Source organism: Cupriavidus sp. H19C3 (genome assembly GCF_049393815.1).
Classification (GTDB): Bacteria; Pseudomonadota; Gammaproteobacteria; order Burkholderiales; family Burkholderiaceae; genus Cupriavidus.
Genome location: NZ_CP184985.1, coordinates 3933690 through 3949861, shown reverse-complemented (window position 1 = coordinate 3949861; position 16172 = coordinate 3933690). Strand labels below are relative to the sequence as shown.

Genomic DNA, 16172 nt, shown 5'->3' with positions numbered 1-16172 from the left:
CGCAGACAGGAGACCACCATGACCCACCCCGCTTTTTCCGCCCGCCGCCTGGCCGTTGCCATGGCTGCCGCGCTGCTCGGCCTCGGCCTGGGCGGCTGCATGAACACCTCGCCCGTATGGGACGCGCACTTCGGCGAATCGGTACGCACCGTGCGCATGATGCAGACGCTCAATCCCGACGCGTCGTACAACACCGATCCGGTGACGGGCGTGGACGGCCGTGCCGCCACCTATGCGCTCGACCGCTACAACCAGTCGTTCAGCAACCCGCCCAGCAGCGGCAACACTTTCGTGATTGGCGTGGGCGGCGTGGGCGGCAACTCGACCCCTTCGCCCTGAGGCGCGCCGCGCCGGCAACCCGCAACGACTGGAGACATCGCCATGGCAAAGCTCATCCTGGTCTCGGCAGACGACACGCGCGCACGCCAGATGCTCGCACTGGCCCAGCAGGCCGACATCCAGCGCCAGCCGCAGCTGGTCTGCGTGGACCCGGCCAAGGCGCTCGCCATGGCCGGCCTGATCCACCCGTCGGATTTCCTGGTGCTGCAGGCGGACGAATTCGATGCCAACGTGCTCGAACGCCTGCGCCAGCGCTTTCCGGAACCCGGCGACGTGCCCTGCATCCTGGTCACGCCGGCACCCACCGCCGACCTGCTGATGCGCGCCATGCGCATGGGCGTGCGCAGCGTGCTGCGCTGGCCGCTCGATCCGCGCGAGTTCAACGAGGAGCTCGCCCGCGTCGCTGCCCGCACGCCCGCCGCAGTCCAGACCGAGGCCCGCACGTTCGCGTTCTCGTCATGCAAGGGCGGGGCCGGCACCACCTTCGTCGCGGCCAGCTTCGCGCATGCGGTGGCCACCCAGCGCGGCAAGCGCGTGCTGCTGGTCGACCTCGTTCAGCAGTTTGGCGATGCCGCGTTCGTGGTGACCGACAAGACCCCGCCGGCCACGCTCGCCGACATCTGCCAGCAGGCCGGCCGGCTCGACCTCGCGCTGCTCGACGCGTGCATCACCCATGCGCATCCCAACCTCGACGTGATCGCCGGCGCTGGCGATCCGGTCAAGGCCGGCGATATCAAGGCGGCACACCTCGAACTGATTCTCGACCTTGCGCGCCCGGCCTACGACGTGCTCGTGTTCGACGTCGGGCAGGACATCAATCCCTCGTCGATCATGGTGCTCGACCACAGCGACACCATTTACTGCGTCGCGCAGCTGTCGCTGCCATACCTGCGCGCGGGACGGCAGCTGATGGAGATTTTCCGCTCGCTCGGCTATCCGGCCGAGCGCACGCAACTGGTGGTGAACCAGTTCGACAAGCATGCCCCCGTCACCTGCCGCACGCTCGAAGACGCGCTCGGGGCGCGCGTGGCCCATACCCTGCCGGCCGATGCCAGGACCGCGCGCGAGGCCGCCAACCAGGGGGTGCCGGTGCTTGCGCTGGCGCCGCACAGCGCGGTCTCGCGCGCGTTCACGCAGATGGTGGACACGGTGTTCCCGCAGCCTGCCACGCGCGGCGACGGCCTGCTGGCGCGGCTGCTCGGCCATCGCGCGGCGCCGGCGTCGTCGCCATCGCCCTCCTCGCCCCCCTCGCCCGCGCAGACCCAGCCCGCCGCGCGGCAGCCGCTGACACTCGGCAAGCAAGCCTGACCACCGGAGATCCGCCATGTCCCTGCGCGCACAACTGTTCGAGAAGGCCGGCGAGACGGTGCCGGACCACGTCTCCGATCGCATCTGCCCGAGCGCCGCCAGCCCCGCGGGCGGCACCGCCAGCAGCGCGTACCAGCAGCTCAAGCTCGATATCCACACCGCCATCATCGAGCGCGTGGAACTGGAAAAACTGCAGCGTCTGTCGCCCGAGCAGGTACGGCGCGAGCTCGCCGTGCTGGTCGAGCGCATCGTCGACGAGCGCAATCTCCCGGTCAACGAGGCCGAGCGCCGCCGGCTGGTGTCCGACGTGCGCGACGAGATGCTCGGCTACGGGCCGCTGGAGCCGCTGCTGGCGGACCCGACCATTTCCGACATCCTGGTCAACACCGCCAGCAAGGTCTATGTGGAGCGGCGCGGCAAGCTGGAGCTGACCGACGTCACCTTCCACGACGATGCGCACCTGATGAAGGTGATCGACAAGATGGTGTCGCGCGTGGGCCGGCGCATCGACGAATCGAGCCCGATGGTCGATGCCCGCCTGCCCGACGGCTCGCGTATCAACGCGATCATTCCGCCCTCGGCGGTGGACGGCCCGCTGCTCTCGATCCGGCGCTTTGCCGTCAATCCGCTGATGGTCAAGGACCTGATCGAGTTGCAGACGCTCACGCCGCCGATGGCGCAACTGATCGAGGCGATGGTCAGGGCCAAGCTCAATATCCTGATCTCGGGCGGCACCGGCAGCGGCAAGACCACGCTGCTCAATATCCTGTCGGGCTTCATCCCCGCCAGCGAGCGCGTGGTCACCATCGAGGATGCCGCCGAACTGCAACTGCGCCAGGATCATGTGCTGCGGCTGGAAACGCGGCCGCCCAATATCGAGGGCCGCGGCGAGATCACGCAACGCTCGCTGGTGCGCAACGCGCTGCGCATGCGGCCGGACCGCATCATCCTCGGCGAAGTCCGCGGCGCGGAAGCGCTCGACATGCTGCACGCGATGAACACGGGCCACGAGGGCTCGCTCGCCACCATCCACGCCAACAGCCCACGCGATGCGCTGACGCGGCTCGAGAACATGGTCAGCATGGCGGGCCTGTCGCTGCCGACGCGCACCATGCGCCAGCAGATCACCTCGGCCATCACCGTGATCCTGCAGGTGTCGCGCCTGACCGACGGCCGCCGCAAGCTGATGAGCGTGCAGGAGGTCACCGGCATGGAGAGCGATGTGGTCAACATGCAGGAGATCTTTACCTTCAAACGCACCGGCGTCGATGCCGAAGGCCGCGTGCGTGGCTACTTCTGCGCGACCGGCGTGCGCCCGCACTTCTCCGAGCGCCTTGCCGCGTTCGGCCTGTCGGTGCCGGACCGGCTCTACGAGCCGTCGGTGCGCTTCGACGTGTGACCCGCCTGCCAGGAGACCGCCATGGACCGCACCCTCACCGGCTTCGCATTCGCGCTGTTCGTCACCATCGTGGTGCTGCTCGCGCTCGGCTACCAATGGTGGATGCGGCGCCATAGCGTCGCGGCACGCCGCTTCGACCGCCGCCTGCGCGCGGTGTCGGAGGCCGCGTGGGACGATGCCGACGCCTCCATCATGAAGGCGCGCACGTTCAGCCAGTCGCCGTGGCTGGCCGCGCTGCTGCGCCGGCTGCCGCGCATCCATGCGCTCGACCGCATGCTGAGGCAGGCCGGCCTGCGCTGGAATGTCTCGACGTTCCTCGCCGTCACGCTGGTGCCGCCCGTCGCGCTGTGGCTCGTGGGCCAGCTGCTGGGCCTGCCGTCGGCGCCCCTGACGGTGGCTGGCGTGGCCTGGCTCGCGCTGCCGGCCTGGCATGTGCAGCGGCTCCGCGCGCGCCGGCTGGCGCGCATCGAAGCGCAGTTGCCGGAAGCCGCCGACCTGATCAGCCGCGCGCTGCGTGCGGGCCACTCGTTCTCGAGCGCGCTCGACATGGCCAGCAGCGAGCTGCCGGATCCGCTCGGCGCGGAGTTCCGCACCACGTTCGATGAAATCAACTACGGCGCCTCGATGCACGACGCGCTCATGGGCCTGGCCGAGCGCGCACCGCTGTCCGACCTGCGCTACCTCGTGATCGCCGTGCTGATCCAGCGCGAGTCGGGCGGCAACCTGGCCGAGATTCTCGGCAACGTGAGCCACATCATCCGCGAGCGCATGAAGCTGATGGGCCAGGTGCGCGTGCTGTCCGCGGAAGGCCGCCTTTCCGGCGTGATCCTGTCGCTGCTGCCGTTCTTCGTGGCCGGCGCGATGTACCTGCTCAACCCCGAGTTCCTCGACCCCTTGCGCAACGATCCGGCCGGGCCGTGGATCGTCGGCTACGCGCTGGCGCTGATGATGCTCGGGCTGCTGTGGATGCGGCGGATCGTGCGGATCCATATCTGAGCGCGCAAGGAGCCCGTCATGAGAATCGAACAGATCGCGGTGCTGGTACTGACCTTCGTCCTCGCCTTCGGCGTCGCCCTCGCGGCGATGCTGCTGTGCCAGCCGCGCGCGCTGCGCCGGCGCATCCTGGAGGCCTCGCGCACGTCGGCGGCCGAACCCGCGCGCCCCTCGCCGCTGGACGACGACTGGATGCAGCGGCTTGCGCACGTGTCCGGACCGCTGGCGCGCCTGGCCGTGCCCAAGGAGGGCTGGGATACCTCGGTCCTGCGCACGCGCTTCATGAATGCAGGCTGGCGCGGCGCCGCGGCCATGCCGGTGTACTTCGCCACCAAGACCGTGCTGGCGCTGGCCTTGCCGCTGCTGGTGTTCCTGGCCACGGGCGGCACGCTCGGCGACGAGCCGAGGCAGGTGCTGCCGGTGGCGATGCTGGCAGCGGCGATCGCCGGTTTCTACCTGCCCGACCTGTGGCTGCGCCGCTGCATCCGGCGCCGCAAGCAGGCCATCTTCGAGGCCTTTCCCGATGCGCTCGACCTGATCACGGTGTGCGTGGAAGCGGGTCTCGCGCTCGACGCGGCGCTGCTCAAGGTGGTGGAGGAGCTGCGCACGGAACGCAGCGCACTGGGCGACGAACTCGAACTGCTGGTACTGGAACTGCGCGCCGGCCTCTCGCGCGAGAAGGCCCTGCGCAACCTGGCGCTGCGCACCGATGTCGACGACGTGGACATGCTGGTCAGCATGCTGGTGCAGGCGGATCGCTTTGGCACCAGCGTGGCGGACTCGCTGCGCGTGCAGGCGGACACGCTGCGCGTCAAGCGCCGCCAGCGCGCCGAGGAACGCGCGGCCAAGATCGCGGTAAAGCTGCTGTTTCCGCTGATCTTCTTTATCTTTCCCTCGCTGATGGTAGTACTGCTCGGCTCGCCCGCCATCCAGTTCTACCGCGCGCTGTTGCCGTTCATGATGGGCCAGAACGGCTGATACTCACCGGGAGCCAGCCATGACTTCGCGATCTCCAGGCCACCGACGGCATCGGCGGCATCCGCGCACGCCACGCCGACCAAGCCGCGCGCGTGGCGCCAGCGCGGTCGAGTTCGCGCTGGTGGCCCCCCTCTTCTTCCTGCTGCTGTTCTCGGTGGTGGACTTCAGCGCGATGATGTGGGCCAACCTGACCATGCAGCACGCGGTGCGCGAGGGCGCGCGCTACGCCGTCACCGGACAGACCGGACTCGATCCGGACCAGGCCTCGCCGCAGCGCTATCGCGCGGTGCTGGAGAAGATCCACGACAGCTCGCTGGGCGTGTTCGACATGTCCGGCGCGCAGGTCACCACGTGGGTCAACGGCAGTTCGCAACCGAGCGGCGCGGGCATGTTCGGCGCGGCCGGCGATATCGTCGTGATCCAGGTTGACTGCAACTGGCCGCTGCTGACGCCGCTCGTCGCCGCGTTCTTCACCACCACCGGCGGCAAGTATCGCTTCAGCGTGGCCGCCACCATGCGCAACGAGGCCTTCTGATGAACGCGCACACCACTCCCCTGCGCCAGCCGCGCGCGTCCGTCCCGGTCCGCCCGAGCCGCGCCAGCCAGTGCCGCCGTGCGCGCGGCATTGCCGCCATCGAATTCGGCATCCTGTTGCCGGTCTTCGTCTTCCTCACGCTGCCGCTGATCGACTTTGCGCGTGCCATCCAGGCCAACCTGATTCTCGTCAACCTCACGCGCGAAGGCGCGAGCCTCGCCTCGCGCAGCCCGCAGACGCCGCAGACCATCATGAACGCGCTGGCGCAGACCACGCCGCCGCTGCAGATGAGCCAGCGCGGCATGATCTACGTGACCAAGGTCATGGGCAACGCCGAGAACTGCAACAAGAGCGGCACCAATTGCACCGTGCGCAATATCGTGCTGGAGCAGTACCGCTGGGCCGGCGGCTGGGGCATGGGCGGCAGCGCGCCGGGCAGCCGCATCTGGGGCAACTGCGGCGGCTGGCGCAACGACGGCACCTGCAGCGGCCTGCCTTCTCCCGGCACCTCGTCGCCCACCGCGAGCGTCATGACCGGCAAGCTGAGCGATGGCCAGGTCGTGTGGGCGGTCGAGACCTATTACAACTTCAACATGTTTTTTCAGGGCCTGACCATGGGCGTGCTGCAGATGCCCACCCTCGGTCCCAACCTTTATTCGTCAACGGTGTTCTGAGCCAGGGCAGGGAGGCGCCATGAGAACCACAGCTCCGATGCAAGCCACGCGCACGCGCCGGGCCACGCGCGCGGGACAGCGCGGCCAGATCACCATCATCGCGGGCTTCCTGATGGTGGGCCTGGCCGGCGTGGTGGGCCTGGCGGTGGACGCCGGCATGGCGTACGTGACCAAGGCGCGCCTCAACGCCGCCGTGGATGCCGCCGCCGTGGCCGCCGCCCGCGCCGTCACCAACGGCACCACGCAGGCCGAGCAGACCGCCTCCGCGCGCCAGGCCGCCACCGACTTCTTCAACGCCAACTATCCCACCGGCTACCTGGGCGGCACGCCCTCGCTCAATACCACCTCGGTGCAGTTCGACCGGGGCAAGGTGACGATCGGCGTCTCGGCCACCAGCACCATGCCGCTCACGCTGACAAAGGTGCTTGGCTTCAACAACATCGCGGTGGCGGCATCCTCCACGTCGATCCGCAAGGACCTCGACATGGTCTTCGTGATCGACTCGTCGGGATCGATGTCTCCGGTATGGAGCACGGTGCGGTCCAATGCCAACAGCTTCCTGAACCAGTTCAGCCCCTCCACCGACCGCGTGGGACTGGTGCACTTCTCGTCGGGCGGGGTGTCCGATATCGCCATCCGCACCTCGCAGCGCGGCTTCGACCGGCCCGCGATGCAGACCAGGATCACCGGCATGAGCAACGGGGGCAACACCAACTATGCCGAGGGGCTGTGGCAGGCACGCGCCCAGCTCAACAGCATTCCCGCGCTCAACCGCTCGAGCCTGCGCGTGATCGTGTTCTTCTCCGATGGCCGGCCCAATACGCTGGCGGCCACGTACCAGCTCAACGGCAACAGGACCTGCGCCGGCGGCATTACCGCCACGTCGGCATCGTCCAATGCCACCGGCTACTACGCCTTCGACAGGCAGGACACGACGCTCACAGGCAATTGCGACGGCGGCAGCTCGCTGAGCGGCAACGAGGTGCCCAAGGAGATGCCGACCTACTACAACGCGCACAACGCCAGCGATACCGAGTTCCTGATCGTCGGTGGCAGTCCCAATACCGTCACGTCGTCCACCAACGGCGGCAACCTGTCGAAGAACGTGTACAACGCCGCCACCAACGTGCCCCTGGCAATGGCCTCGGCGCTGCGCAGCGCGGGCGTCTACATCTTCACGCTGGGGCTGGACGGCAATGGCGGCTTTGACCAGGACCTGTTGCGCAACATGGCCAACACGAGCGATGCCAAGCTGTATAACAACCAGCAGCCCAGCGGCATCTACTGCTATGCCGCCACCATCAACGACCTGCGACCCTGCTTTGCCAAGCTGGCGTCGGAGATCCTGCGGATTTCGCAATAGCGGCCAGGCGGCCAGCCGCCGGGTGGCCGCGCCGCCCAGGGTCTGGCCGCGCGGGGGAGACCGTGCCGCGCATGGGTCCACATGCGCGGCACGCTGTGGGAGAATGGGCGCGAGAATGTCACGGACCACCCGACATCCGCATCCGCATCCGGAGTCTGCCCATGAAGCTGCGCGTACTCAGCGACCTCCATCTCGAACACCATATGCCGGCCGACATCCCGGCCTGCGCCGCCGATCTCGTCATCCTCGCCGGCGATATCGCCAACGGCCGCGAGGGCATCGACTGGGCCGCACGCACCTTCGATGTGCCGGTGGTCTACGTGCCCGGCAATCACGAGTATTACGAGAGCAACTTCGATACGGTCGACCGCATGATGGCCGACGCCTCCGCCGAGTTCAACAACGTCAGCGTGCTCAACGAAGGCGTGGCCGAATTCTCGGGACCCGACGGCGAACGCGTGCGCGTGATCGGCACCACCTGGTGGACCGACTACCAGCTCTTCGGCAGCGATCGCATGGAAGCCGCGATGACGGCCTGCGCCAGCGTGGTGATGGATCACCGGCTGATCCGCACCGCCGGTGACGATGGCGCGCTGCGGCCTTTCACGCCCGCGGACGCGCGCGCGCGTCACGTGGCCGCGACGGCATGGCTGGCCTCGGTGCTGGCGCAACCGTTCGACGGCAAGACCGTGGTGGTCACGCACCATGGCCCCGACCTGGGCAGCCTCGATGCGCGCTATGCCCACGACATCGTGTCGGCCGGCTTCCTCTCGCGGCGGCCCGATCTCGTCATGCAGGCCGACCTGTGGGTGCATGGCCACACGCATACCGGCTTCGACTACCGGCTCGATCACGCGCGCGTGGTGTGCAATCCGCGCGGGTACGTGTCGCGCCGCACCGGCGCCCTCGAAAACCCGGCCTTCGACTGGCACAAGGTCGTCGAAATCTAGCGCGGCGTGCCCGGCCCGGATGGCGGCATCAGGACTTACGCCTCCCGGTCAGCTGCTCGTGCACATCGTGCGACAGCTCCAGCAGCACGTCGCGGCCGATGCCGCCCGACACCGCGTAGCCGAACTTGCCGTCGACCCAGTAGAACACGTTGACCGAGCCGTCCTGGTACAGCCGGAACGCCGTGGTCTTGCTGTCGGCCTTGCGATGGGACACGCATAGCGTAATGCGCTGCCCCTTGGCGTCGCGATACATGAACTGCGCCATATCGCCGGCGGCATCGGGCAGCAGGCGGCCGCCCACGAGCTCGAAGCCGCTGCGCGTCAGCATGGGGGGATGCACGTCGGTCCCCAGCCGCGCCGACAGCCAGTTGACGAAGTCCTGCTCGTGGCCGGCGTCGAGCGTGGCGGGCCGCACGAGGTCGGGCATGTAGACCACGTGGGCGAGCGCGGCCTGGCGCGCGAAGCCGGCCGGGGCCTCGGCCAGCGTGACGGCGCTATCCTGGCGCGACGCCACCATGGTGCCCGGCTGGCCGCCGCCGAAGCCCCCACCGGCGCCCACCCCGAGGCCGATACCGATGCCCAGCACCAGCATGGCCGCGAGCGCGGCCATGCGCGGCCAGCGGCTCGCATTGGCGGCCGGGCGCAGGCGGCGCGGCACGGGCTCGTCCAGCACGCGATCGTAGCGCGCATGCAGCAGGCGCTTCTGTGTCAGGTAGGCATCGACGCGCGCCACCAGTTCCGGATCGGCCTCGAGCGCGCGCTCCACCGCCGCGCGCCGTTCGGCCGACAGCTGTCCGTCGACATACGCGTGCAGTTCGGCCTCGTCGATCATTCGTTGCTCGTTCATCGCACCACCCTCAGTCTGGTCGCGGCCGCGGCCTTGGCGTCCGGCCGTCCTTGCACGCGTTCCTCACCCGCCATCAATCCCCGCAGCCGCTCGCGTCCACGCGACAGGCGCGACATCACCGTCCCCAGCGGGATATCGAGCGCCTGCGACACCTCGGCGTAGCTCATGTCCTCCAGGCCGACCAGCAGCACCACCTCGCGCTGTTCGGCCGGCAGCCGCGCCAGCGCCTCGTCGAGGTCGCGCATCTCCAGCGCGCGCAATTGGGCATCCGGCACGGCCAGCGTCTCCTCGCCGATGGTCTCGTCGTCCATCGACACATGCGCGACGCGCGCGGACGCGCGGCGCGCATGATTGACGTAGACGTTATGCATGATCGCAAACAGCCACGCGCGCGGATCGGCGCCGTCCCGGTACTGGTCGGTATGGCCGAGCGCGCGCTCCAGCGTGTCCTGCACCAGGTCGTCGGCGAGCTCCCGGTTGTGGATCAGCGCGCGGGCATAGCGCCGCAAGCGCGGCACATGATCGATCAAGACATCCCGGATATTCATCGTCCGTTCCCAACGCGGGCCAACCTGGCCGCCAATGCACGGGGCGCCGCACCAACGTGACGCATGGTGCCACACCGTGACTCCCCGCGACGCACCCGCTGCCCGGCCACCGCGGCCGTGCTTACCGGTGCATACACAGGTCGATGGGAGTTTATTCCACCGCGGCCAGAAGTTTTTCCGCAAGCCCGCCGGTGCCACCCGCGCGCAGAATTTTCACGCCGCCGGAATAGACGTGGCCGCGATGTGTATACGCCGATAACGCCCCTTCGCGGGCCACCACTCAGGGAGAAACTCACATGCCATCCATGCACCGATACCTGCTGGCCGGCGCGCTGGCGCTGGCCGCCTGCGCCGCGCAGGCCGCCCCACCCGTCCCGCCCGCCGGAGAAGCCGCCTTCTGGGCCGAGAACGATGCCGCCATGACCCGCATGATGAACGACATGGACGTTCCCCCCAGCGGCGACGTCGACAAGGACTTCGTGGCGATGATGATTCCCCACCACCAGGGCGCCATCGCCATGGCCCAGGCCGTCCTGCGCCACGGCAAGAACGAGCAGCTGCGCCGCATCGCGCAGGAAATCATCGTCGATCAGCAACAGGAGATTGCCGCCATGCGGCTGGCGCTGGGCCAGCCGCTGCCGCCCTCCGCGCCGGCGCCCACCGCCGCCGGCACCGACGCGGCGCCCGCGCCGACCGCCGGCGCCATGGCGCACGGCATGCACATGTCCCACCACGAATAACACCTCGACAGGAGCCCGCATGACCCGCATGACCCGCACCATCCTCCCCGCCCTGCTCGCCTGCGCGGCGGCACTGACTGCCGGCGCCACCGGCGCCTGGGCCGGCCAGGCGCCCGGCGCGCTGGCGGCCGCCGACATTCCGGTCAGCCACAAGGACCGCATCTACGCCGCCGAGCAGTTCTCCAATACGGTGTCCGTCACCGATCCGGTCGACCACAAGCTGCTTGGCGTGATCCGCCTGGGCGATCCGTCGCCGGGCAACTTCAGCCCGCTCTATCGCGGCCAGGTGCTTGTGCACGGCATGGGTTTCTCGCCCGACCACCGCACGCTGGCGATCGTGTCGATCGGTTCCAATTCGGTCACCTTCATCGATACCCAGACCAATACGGTCAAGCACACCACCTATGTCGGCCGCTCTCCGCACGAGGCGTTCTACACGCCGGACGGCAAGGAAGTCTGGGTCACGGTGCGCGGCGAGAACTACGTGGCGGTGCTCGATGCCAGGACCTTCGAGGAGAAGACGCGCATCGTCACGCCGGCCGGACCGGGCATGCAGATCTTCTCGCCGGACGGCAAGTACGGCTACATCTGCTCGTCGTTCAATCCCGAGACCAAGGTGGTCTCGGTGGCCGACCACAAGATCGTCGGCACCGTCCGGCAGGAAAGCCCGTTCTGCCCGAATATCGCGGCCACGCCCGATGGCCGGCAGGTCTGGTTCACGCTCAAGGACGTGGGCCGCACGCAGGTATTCGACGCGCGCCCGCCGTTCGCGCTGATCAAGACCCTCGACACCGGTCCGATCACCAATCACGTGAACTTTGCCCACACGGCCAAGGGCACCTTTGCCTATATCACCGTGGGCGGGCTGAACCAGGTCAAGGTCTTCCGCACCGACGATTTCTCGCAGGTGGCGACCATCCCGGTCGGCAACCTGCCCCATGGCGTCTGGCCGTCCGCCGATGGCACGCGCATCTATGTGGGGCTGGAAAACGCCGATGCGCTCGCGGCCATCGATACCGCCAGCAACCAGGTGATCGCCAATGTGCCCATCGGCCAGGCGCCGCAGGCCATTGCCTACGTGCCCGAGGCGGTCCCGGAAGGCGACGGCATGCAGAACCTGCAGCCGCTTGGCGTGGCCGGTCAGGCCAGCCATCTGGTGCTGACGACGGCAGGCGGCAAGGGCGATGCGCCGACCAGCGTCACGCTGTTCGACCAGGGCCTCGTGCAGGTGCTGCAGGCGTCGGTCACCGGGTTGCAGCCCAAGACGGGCTATGTGCTGGCGCTGGCGGACCGGCCCGATGGCAGCGGCAACGTTCAGCCGCTGGCCGCGTTCATGACCAATCCGGCGGGCTCGGCCATCGTCAACTCGATCGGGCCGATCCGGCAGGTGGTCACGCCCGGTAATGGTGGCAGCAATGCCAGCGCAAGCGCCGACCAGCGCCGTTACCTGATGGTCGCGCCACAGGTCGACGGCAAGCCCGGCGCGCCCGTGCAGGTGCAAAAGCTGTAAGCATGGCACCCTGCCCGGTCGCCCGGGCAGCGCAACGAGAGCAACGAGAGCTCAGACGAGAGCTCAAACAAAAACCCCCGCGGGCTCGCGCCCGCGGGGGTTTTTTACGAACAGGCTGAACAGGTTCAGCAGTCCGGCAAATTACATCATGCCGTCCATGCCGCCCATGCCACCCATGCCGCCCGGCATTGCCGGTGCCGACTCTTCCTTCGGCGTTTCGGCCACGGCGCAGTCCGTGGTCAGCATCAGCGATGCGACCGAAGCGGCGTTCTGCAGCGCGGTGCGGGTCACCTTGGTCGGGTCCAGCACGCCCATTTCCACGAGGTCGCCGTACTCGCCGGTGGCCGCGTTGTAGCCGTAGTTGCCCTTGCCTTCGATGACCTTGGCCACCACGACCGAGGCTTCTTCACCGGCGTTCAGCACGATCTGGCGCAGCGGCTCTTCCATGGCGCGCAGCACGATCTTGATACCGGCGTTCTGGTCGGGGTTGTCGCCGTTCAGGCCAGCGATCGCGGCACGGGCACGCAGCAGCGCAACACCACCGCCCGGGACGATGCCTTCTTCCACGGCAGCGCGGGTAGCGTGCAGCGCGTCTTCCACGCGTGCCTTCTTTTCCTTCATTTCGACTTCGGTGGCAGCGCCAACCTTGATCACGGCAACACCGCCGGCCAGCTTGGCCACGCGCTCTTGCAGCTTTTCACGGTCGTAGTCCGAGGTGGCTTCCTCGATCTGGGCGCGGATCTGCTTCACGCGGCCTTCGATGGCCGATGCGTCGCCGGCACCGTCGATGATGATGGTGTTTTCCTTGCCGATCTCGATGCGCTTGGCCTGGCCCAGGTCCTGCAGCGTGGCCTTCTCGAGGGTCAGACCCACTTCCTCGGCGATCACGGTGCCGCCGGTCAGGATGGCGATGTCTTCCAGCATGGCCTTGCGGCGGTCGCCGAAGCCCGGAGCCTTGACGGCGGCGGTCTTCAGGATGCCACGGATGTTGTTGACCACCAGGGTCGCCAGGGCTTCGCCCTCGACGTCTTCAGCGATGATCAGCAGCGGGCGGCCAGCCTTGGCCACTTGCTCCAGCACCGGCAGCAGGTCGCGGATGTTCGAGATCTTCTTGTCGAACAGCAGCACGAACGGGCTGTCCAGGGCAACCACCTGCTTCTCGGGGTTGTTGATGAAGTACGGCGACAGGTAGCCACGGTCGAACTGCATGCCTTCCACGACTTCGAGCTCGTCGGCCAGCGACTTGCCGTCTTCCACGGTGATCACGCCTTCCTTGCCGACCTTGTCCATGGCCTCGGCGATGCGCTCGCCGATCGAGGTGTCGCTGTTGGCCGAGATGGCGCCAACCTGGGCGATTTCCTTGCTGGTGGTGGTGGGCTTGCTGATCTTCTTCAGCTCTTCCACGGCGGCGCCGACAGCCTTGTCGATACCGCGCTTCAGGTCCATCGGGTTCATGCCGGCGGCAACGAACTTCATGCCTTCGCGCACGATCGACTGGGCCAGCACGGTCGCGGTGGTGGTACCGTCACCGGCGTTGTCGCTGGTCTTGGAAGCCACTTCCTTGACCATTTGCGCGCCCATGTTCTGCAGCTTGTCCTTGAGCTCGATTTCCTTGGCCACGGACACACCGTCCTTGGTCACGGTCGGGCCGCCGAAGCTGCGCTCCAGCACCACGTTACGGCCCTTCGGACCCAGGGTCACCTTAACCGCGTTGGCGAGGATGTTCACGCCTTCGACCATCTTGGCACGGGCGGCGTCGCCGAACACTACGTCTTTTGCTGCCATGTTCTGAATCTCCTGAATGCTGTACGGGGTAGACGCGGATTACTTGTTGACCACGGCCATGATGTCTTCTTCGCGCATGACCAGCAGTTCCTGGCCATCCACCTTCACGCCCTGGCCGGCATACTTGCCGAACAGCACGCGGTCACCCACCTTCACGTCGAGAGCGATCGCATTGCCCTTGTCGTCGCGCTTGCCCGGGCCGATGGCCAGCACTTCGCCCTGGTCGGGCTTCTCTGCGGCGTTATCGGGAATCACGATGCCGGACGCGGTCTTGGTTTCGTTGTCCAGACGCTTCACGATCACACGGTCGTGCAAAGGACGCAGATTCATACTGACTCCTAGTACAAAAAGTGAGTTTTGTTTCGCAAATGGCCGTCCGTCCCGTCTTAGCAGTCGGGGCGGCCATCAAGGTTTGATCGGAAGATCAGAAGTTATCGGTACGTCACAATCGTACCTGCGGGGAGAGCTGTTAGCACTCAAGCCCGGCGAGTGCTAATTATAGGGACGGGGTATTTCGTTTTCAAGGCGGCAACTTGATACGGGTTTTCCCTTAGTTACCGATTTTTTTTTGCAAGGAATGGCCCGGGCCGGGTGCCGGGCGCTCCGGCACGGCTTCAATAGGACAGCGAAGGGTGCCAGTCGCCGCGGCCTTCGGGCGTGTAGTCGAGCAGGTTCCAGAGCGGCCACACCGGATCGACATGGCGCGGGTCCTGGCCCGGGTCGCATGGCGTGAACATCAGTTCGGTACCGTAGAAATGGCGCAGCTCGCCGCCGCGGCGCGTGAACACGTTGAGCATCGGCGTCTGCCGGCCCTCGGCGTCTTCGCCGTGATAGTCGGCGTTGTAGGTGTTGCGCGCCGAGGACAGCAGCCGCATGCGGGTCCAGCCGCGCTGCCGGGCGTATGCGGTGAGGCGCTCGATCGGCGAGCGCGCCACCACCGCAAAGCCCATGCGCTGCTGCGCGCGCGGCACGGCGCCGTCGAGCGCATCGAGGATCGAGGTGCAGGACGGGCAGGCCTGCTTCATGGCGGGGCCGTACATCAGGCTGTACAGCACCAGCGTGTCCTGTCCCGGCGCAAACAGCTCGGACAGGCGCACCTGGCCGGGTGCGCCGGGCATGGCCTGGTCGAACACGTAGTCGGTGGCGAGCAGCCCGCCCGGCGGCAGCGCGCGGCGCATGGCGGCCACCGCCTCGGTACGGCGACGGAGGTCGAGCTCGGCCGCGAGCAGCTGGTCGCGGGCGGCGCGATAGGCGGCGGACTCGGCGGGAAAACGGCGATCGTGCAAGGTGCTCATGGCGGTCTCCGGCAATGGCCTGTCACAGCGCGGGAAGCTGCGCGGCAAGGTGGTCGAGGCAGGCGTCCCAGCCCGTGGCGTGGCGCGCGCGCTCGTCGTCGTCGAGGAAGTAGCGATGTTCGAGGCGCAGTTCGGTACCGTCGCCGCGCGGCGTCAGGTCGATGGTAACCAGCGTCTCGTGAAAGCCGAAATCCTCGGCGCACCACGTAAACACGAGCCGGCGATCGGGCACGATCTCGCGATACTCGCCACGCATGGTGTGGAGCGTGTCGCCCTGCATCTGCAGCAGGTATTCGCCGCCCACGCGGAAGTCGACCTCCACCCGATGCACGGTCATGCCGGTCGGACAGAACCAGCGGCGCATCCGTTCGATATCGCGCCAGGCGGCAAATACCCTGGCCGGTGGCGCGGACAGCTGCCGCACCACCTCCACCTTGTAATCGTCTCTTGCATCGTTCATGAGGACTCCGGTGACGGATCGTCTTGGGACAATTCCGCCGCCAGGGCATCGAGGCGCGCTTCCCAGTACGGCCGGTAGAACGCCATCCACCGCTCGGCTTCGGCGAGCGTCTCGGGGTTCAGCGACAGATAGGCATAGACGCCCTCGGTCCGGCGGCGGACCAGGCCGGCCGCTTCCAGCACCTTGATGTGCTTGGAGACGGCATTCAGCGACATGGCGAGCGGACGCGCCAGCTCGGTCACCGGCAACTCCCCCTGCAGCAGGCGCATCAGCATGCTGCGGCGGGTGTCGCTGGCCAGGGCCTGAAAAATCGACGTCAGGCGCGCGTCATTCGCATATTCAACCATATGGTTGAATATAGACGGCGCACGCGCAATGTCAACCGCCGGGTGCGTGGCGCGATCCACCGCGCGCCGCTGCCAGGGGACGCCACGGGACACCATTGGGC

The 16172-nt window shown here is 67.6% G+C and carries 18 protein-coding genes; 11 read left to right on the top strand and 7 right to left on the bottom strand.

Annotated elements, in window-relative coordinates; all coding sequences use genetic code 11:
- Nucleotides 1-18 precede the first annotated feature (18 nt).
- From DFLDMN_RS18255 to DFLDMN_RS18215, 9 genes are all read left to right on the top strand, one after another.
- Nucleotides 19-339, top strand: a complete 321-nt coding sequence (locus DFLDMN_RS18255) for a hypothetical protein (RefSeq protein WP_423196272.1) — start codon at nucleotides 19-21, stop codon at nucleotides 337-339.
- A 42-nt stretch (nucleotides 340-381) separates the two neighbouring features.
- Nucleotides 382-1647 carry an AAA family ATPase gene (locus DFLDMN_RS18250; RefSeq protein ID WP_423196271.1) on the top strand — a complete coding sequence of 422 codons (1266 nt, stop codon included), beginning with the start codon at nucleotides 382-384 and terminating at the stop codon, nucleotides 1645-1647.
- A gap of 16 nt (nucleotides 1648-1663) precedes the next feature.
- A complete protein-coding gene (locus DFLDMN_RS18245) occupies nucleotides 1664-3046 on the top strand; it encodes a CpaF family protein (protein WP_423196270.1) in 1383 nt (460 codons plus the stop codon).
- A gap of 21 nt (nucleotides 3047-3067) precedes the next feature.
- Nucleotides 3068-4042, top strand: a complete 975-nt coding sequence (locus DFLDMN_RS18240; RefSeq protein ID WP_423196269.1) for a type II secretion system F family protein — start codon at nucleotides 3068-3070, stop codon at nucleotides 4040-4042.
- Nucleotides 4043-4060: 18 nt separating this feature from the next.
- The gene (locus DFLDMN_RS18235) at nucleotides 4061-5017 is read left to right on the top strand and encodes a type II secretion system F family protein (RefSeq protein WP_423196268.1); all 957 of its coding nucleotides are present in this window, start codon (nucleotides 4061-4063) and stop codon (nucleotides 5015-5017) included.
- A 19-nt stretch (nucleotides 5018-5036) separates the two neighbouring features.
- The gene (locus DFLDMN_RS18230) at nucleotides 5037-5552 is read left to right on the top strand and encodes a TadE family protein (protein ID WP_423196267.1); all 516 of its coding nucleotides are present in this window, start codon (nucleotides 5037-5039) and stop codon (nucleotides 5550-5552) included.
- Nucleotides 5552-6226, top strand: coding sequence for a TadE/TadG family type IV pilus assembly protein (locus DFLDMN_RS18225; protein WP_423196266.1), 675 nt, complete (start codon nucleotides 5552-5554; stop codon nucleotides 6224-6226). The genes DFLDMN_RS18230 and DFLDMN_RS18225 overlap by 1 nt, the downstream gene beginning before the upstream one ends.
- 19 nt (nucleotides 6227-6245) lie before the next feature.
- Entirely contained in the window at nucleotides 6246-7589 is a 1344-nt protein-coding gene (locus tag DFLDMN_RS18220; protein ID WP_423196265.1) for a vWA domain-containing protein, read from the top strand.
- 161 nt (nucleotides 7590-7750) lie between these two features.
- Nucleotides 7751-8539, top strand: coding sequence for a metallophosphoesterase (locus tag DFLDMN_RS18215; protein ID WP_423196264.1), 789 nt, complete (start codon nucleotides 7751-7753; stop codon nucleotides 8537-8539).
- Nucleotides 8540-8567: 28 nt separating this feature from the next.
- Here the strand turns inward: DFLDMN_RS18215 and DFLDMN_RS18210 are convergent, their stop codons facing one another.
- Both DFLDMN_RS18210 and DFLDMN_RS18205 read right to left on the bottom strand, forming a co-directional pair.
- Nucleotides 8568-9386, bottom strand: a complete 819-nt coding sequence (locus tag DFLDMN_RS18210; RefSeq protein ID WP_423196263.1) for an anti-sigma factor family protein — start codon at nucleotides 9384-9386, stop codon at nucleotides 8568-8570.
- The gene (locus DFLDMN_RS18205; protein ID WP_423196262.1) at nucleotides 9383-9934 is read right to left on the bottom strand and encodes an RNA polymerase sigma factor; all 552 of its coding nucleotides are present in this window, start codon (nucleotides 9932-9934) and stop codon (nucleotides 9383-9385) included. The genes DFLDMN_RS18210 and DFLDMN_RS18205 overlap by 4 nt, the downstream gene beginning before the upstream one ends.
- Nucleotides 9935-10230: 296 nt before the next feature.
- Between DFLDMN_RS18205 and DFLDMN_RS18200 the strand changes: the two genes are divergently transcribed.
- Both DFLDMN_RS18200 and DFLDMN_RS18195 read left to right on the top strand, forming a co-directional pair.
- Nucleotides 10231-10674 (top strand): DUF305 domain-containing protein, encoded by a 444-nt coding sequence (locus tag DFLDMN_RS18200; RefSeq protein ID WP_423196261.1) that lies wholly within the window; start codon nucleotides 10231-10233, stop codon nucleotides 10672-10674.
- A 28-nt stretch (nucleotides 10675-10702) separates the two neighbouring features.
- The gene (locus tag DFLDMN_RS18195) at nucleotides 10703-12184 is read left to right on the top strand and encodes a YncE family protein (protein WP_423198466.1); all 1482 of its coding nucleotides are present in this window, start codon (nucleotides 10703-10705) and stop codon (nucleotides 12182-12184) included.
- A gap of 141 nt (nucleotides 12185-12325) precedes the next feature.
- On the opposite strand, the gene groL is transcribed toward DFLDMN_RS18195, so the two are convergent.
- The 5 genes from groL to DFLDMN_RS18170 all read right to left on the bottom strand — a co-directional run bounded on the left by groL (nucleotide 12326) and on the right by DFLDMN_RS18170 (nucleotide 16131).
- The gene (gene groL / locus DFLDMN_RS18190) at nucleotides 12326-13969 is read right to left on the bottom strand and encodes a chaperonin GroEL (protein WP_423196260.1); all 1644 of its coding nucleotides are present in this window, start codon (nucleotides 13967-13969) and stop codon (nucleotides 12326-12328) included.
- 39 nt (nucleotides 13970-14008) lie between these two features.
- Nucleotides 14009-14299, bottom strand: coding sequence for a co-chaperone GroES (gene groES / locus DFLDMN_RS18185; RefSeq protein ID WP_423196259.1), 291 nt, complete (start codon nucleotides 14297-14299; stop codon nucleotides 14009-14011).
- 284 nt (nucleotides 14300-14583) lie between these two features.
- The gene (locus tag DFLDMN_RS18180) at nucleotides 14584-15264 is read right to left on the bottom strand and encodes a DUF899 family protein (RefSeq protein ID WP_423196258.1); all 681 of its coding nucleotides are present in this window, start codon (nucleotides 15262-15264) and stop codon (nucleotides 14584-14586) included.
- A 22-nt stretch (nucleotides 15265-15286) separates the two neighbouring features.
- Complete coding sequence (locus DFLDMN_RS18175) at nucleotides 15287-15724, bottom strand: SRPBCC family protein (protein ID WP_423196257.1); 438 nt, start codon at nucleotides 15722-15724, stop codon at nucleotides 15287-15289.
- Entirely contained in the window at nucleotides 15721-16131 is a 411-nt protein-coding gene (locus tag DFLDMN_RS18170; RefSeq protein ID WP_423196256.1) for an ArsR/SmtB family transcription factor, read from the bottom strand. The genes DFLDMN_RS18175 and DFLDMN_RS18170 overlap by 4 nt, the downstream gene beginning before the upstream one ends.
- Nucleotides 16132-16172: the final 41 nt, after the last annotated feature.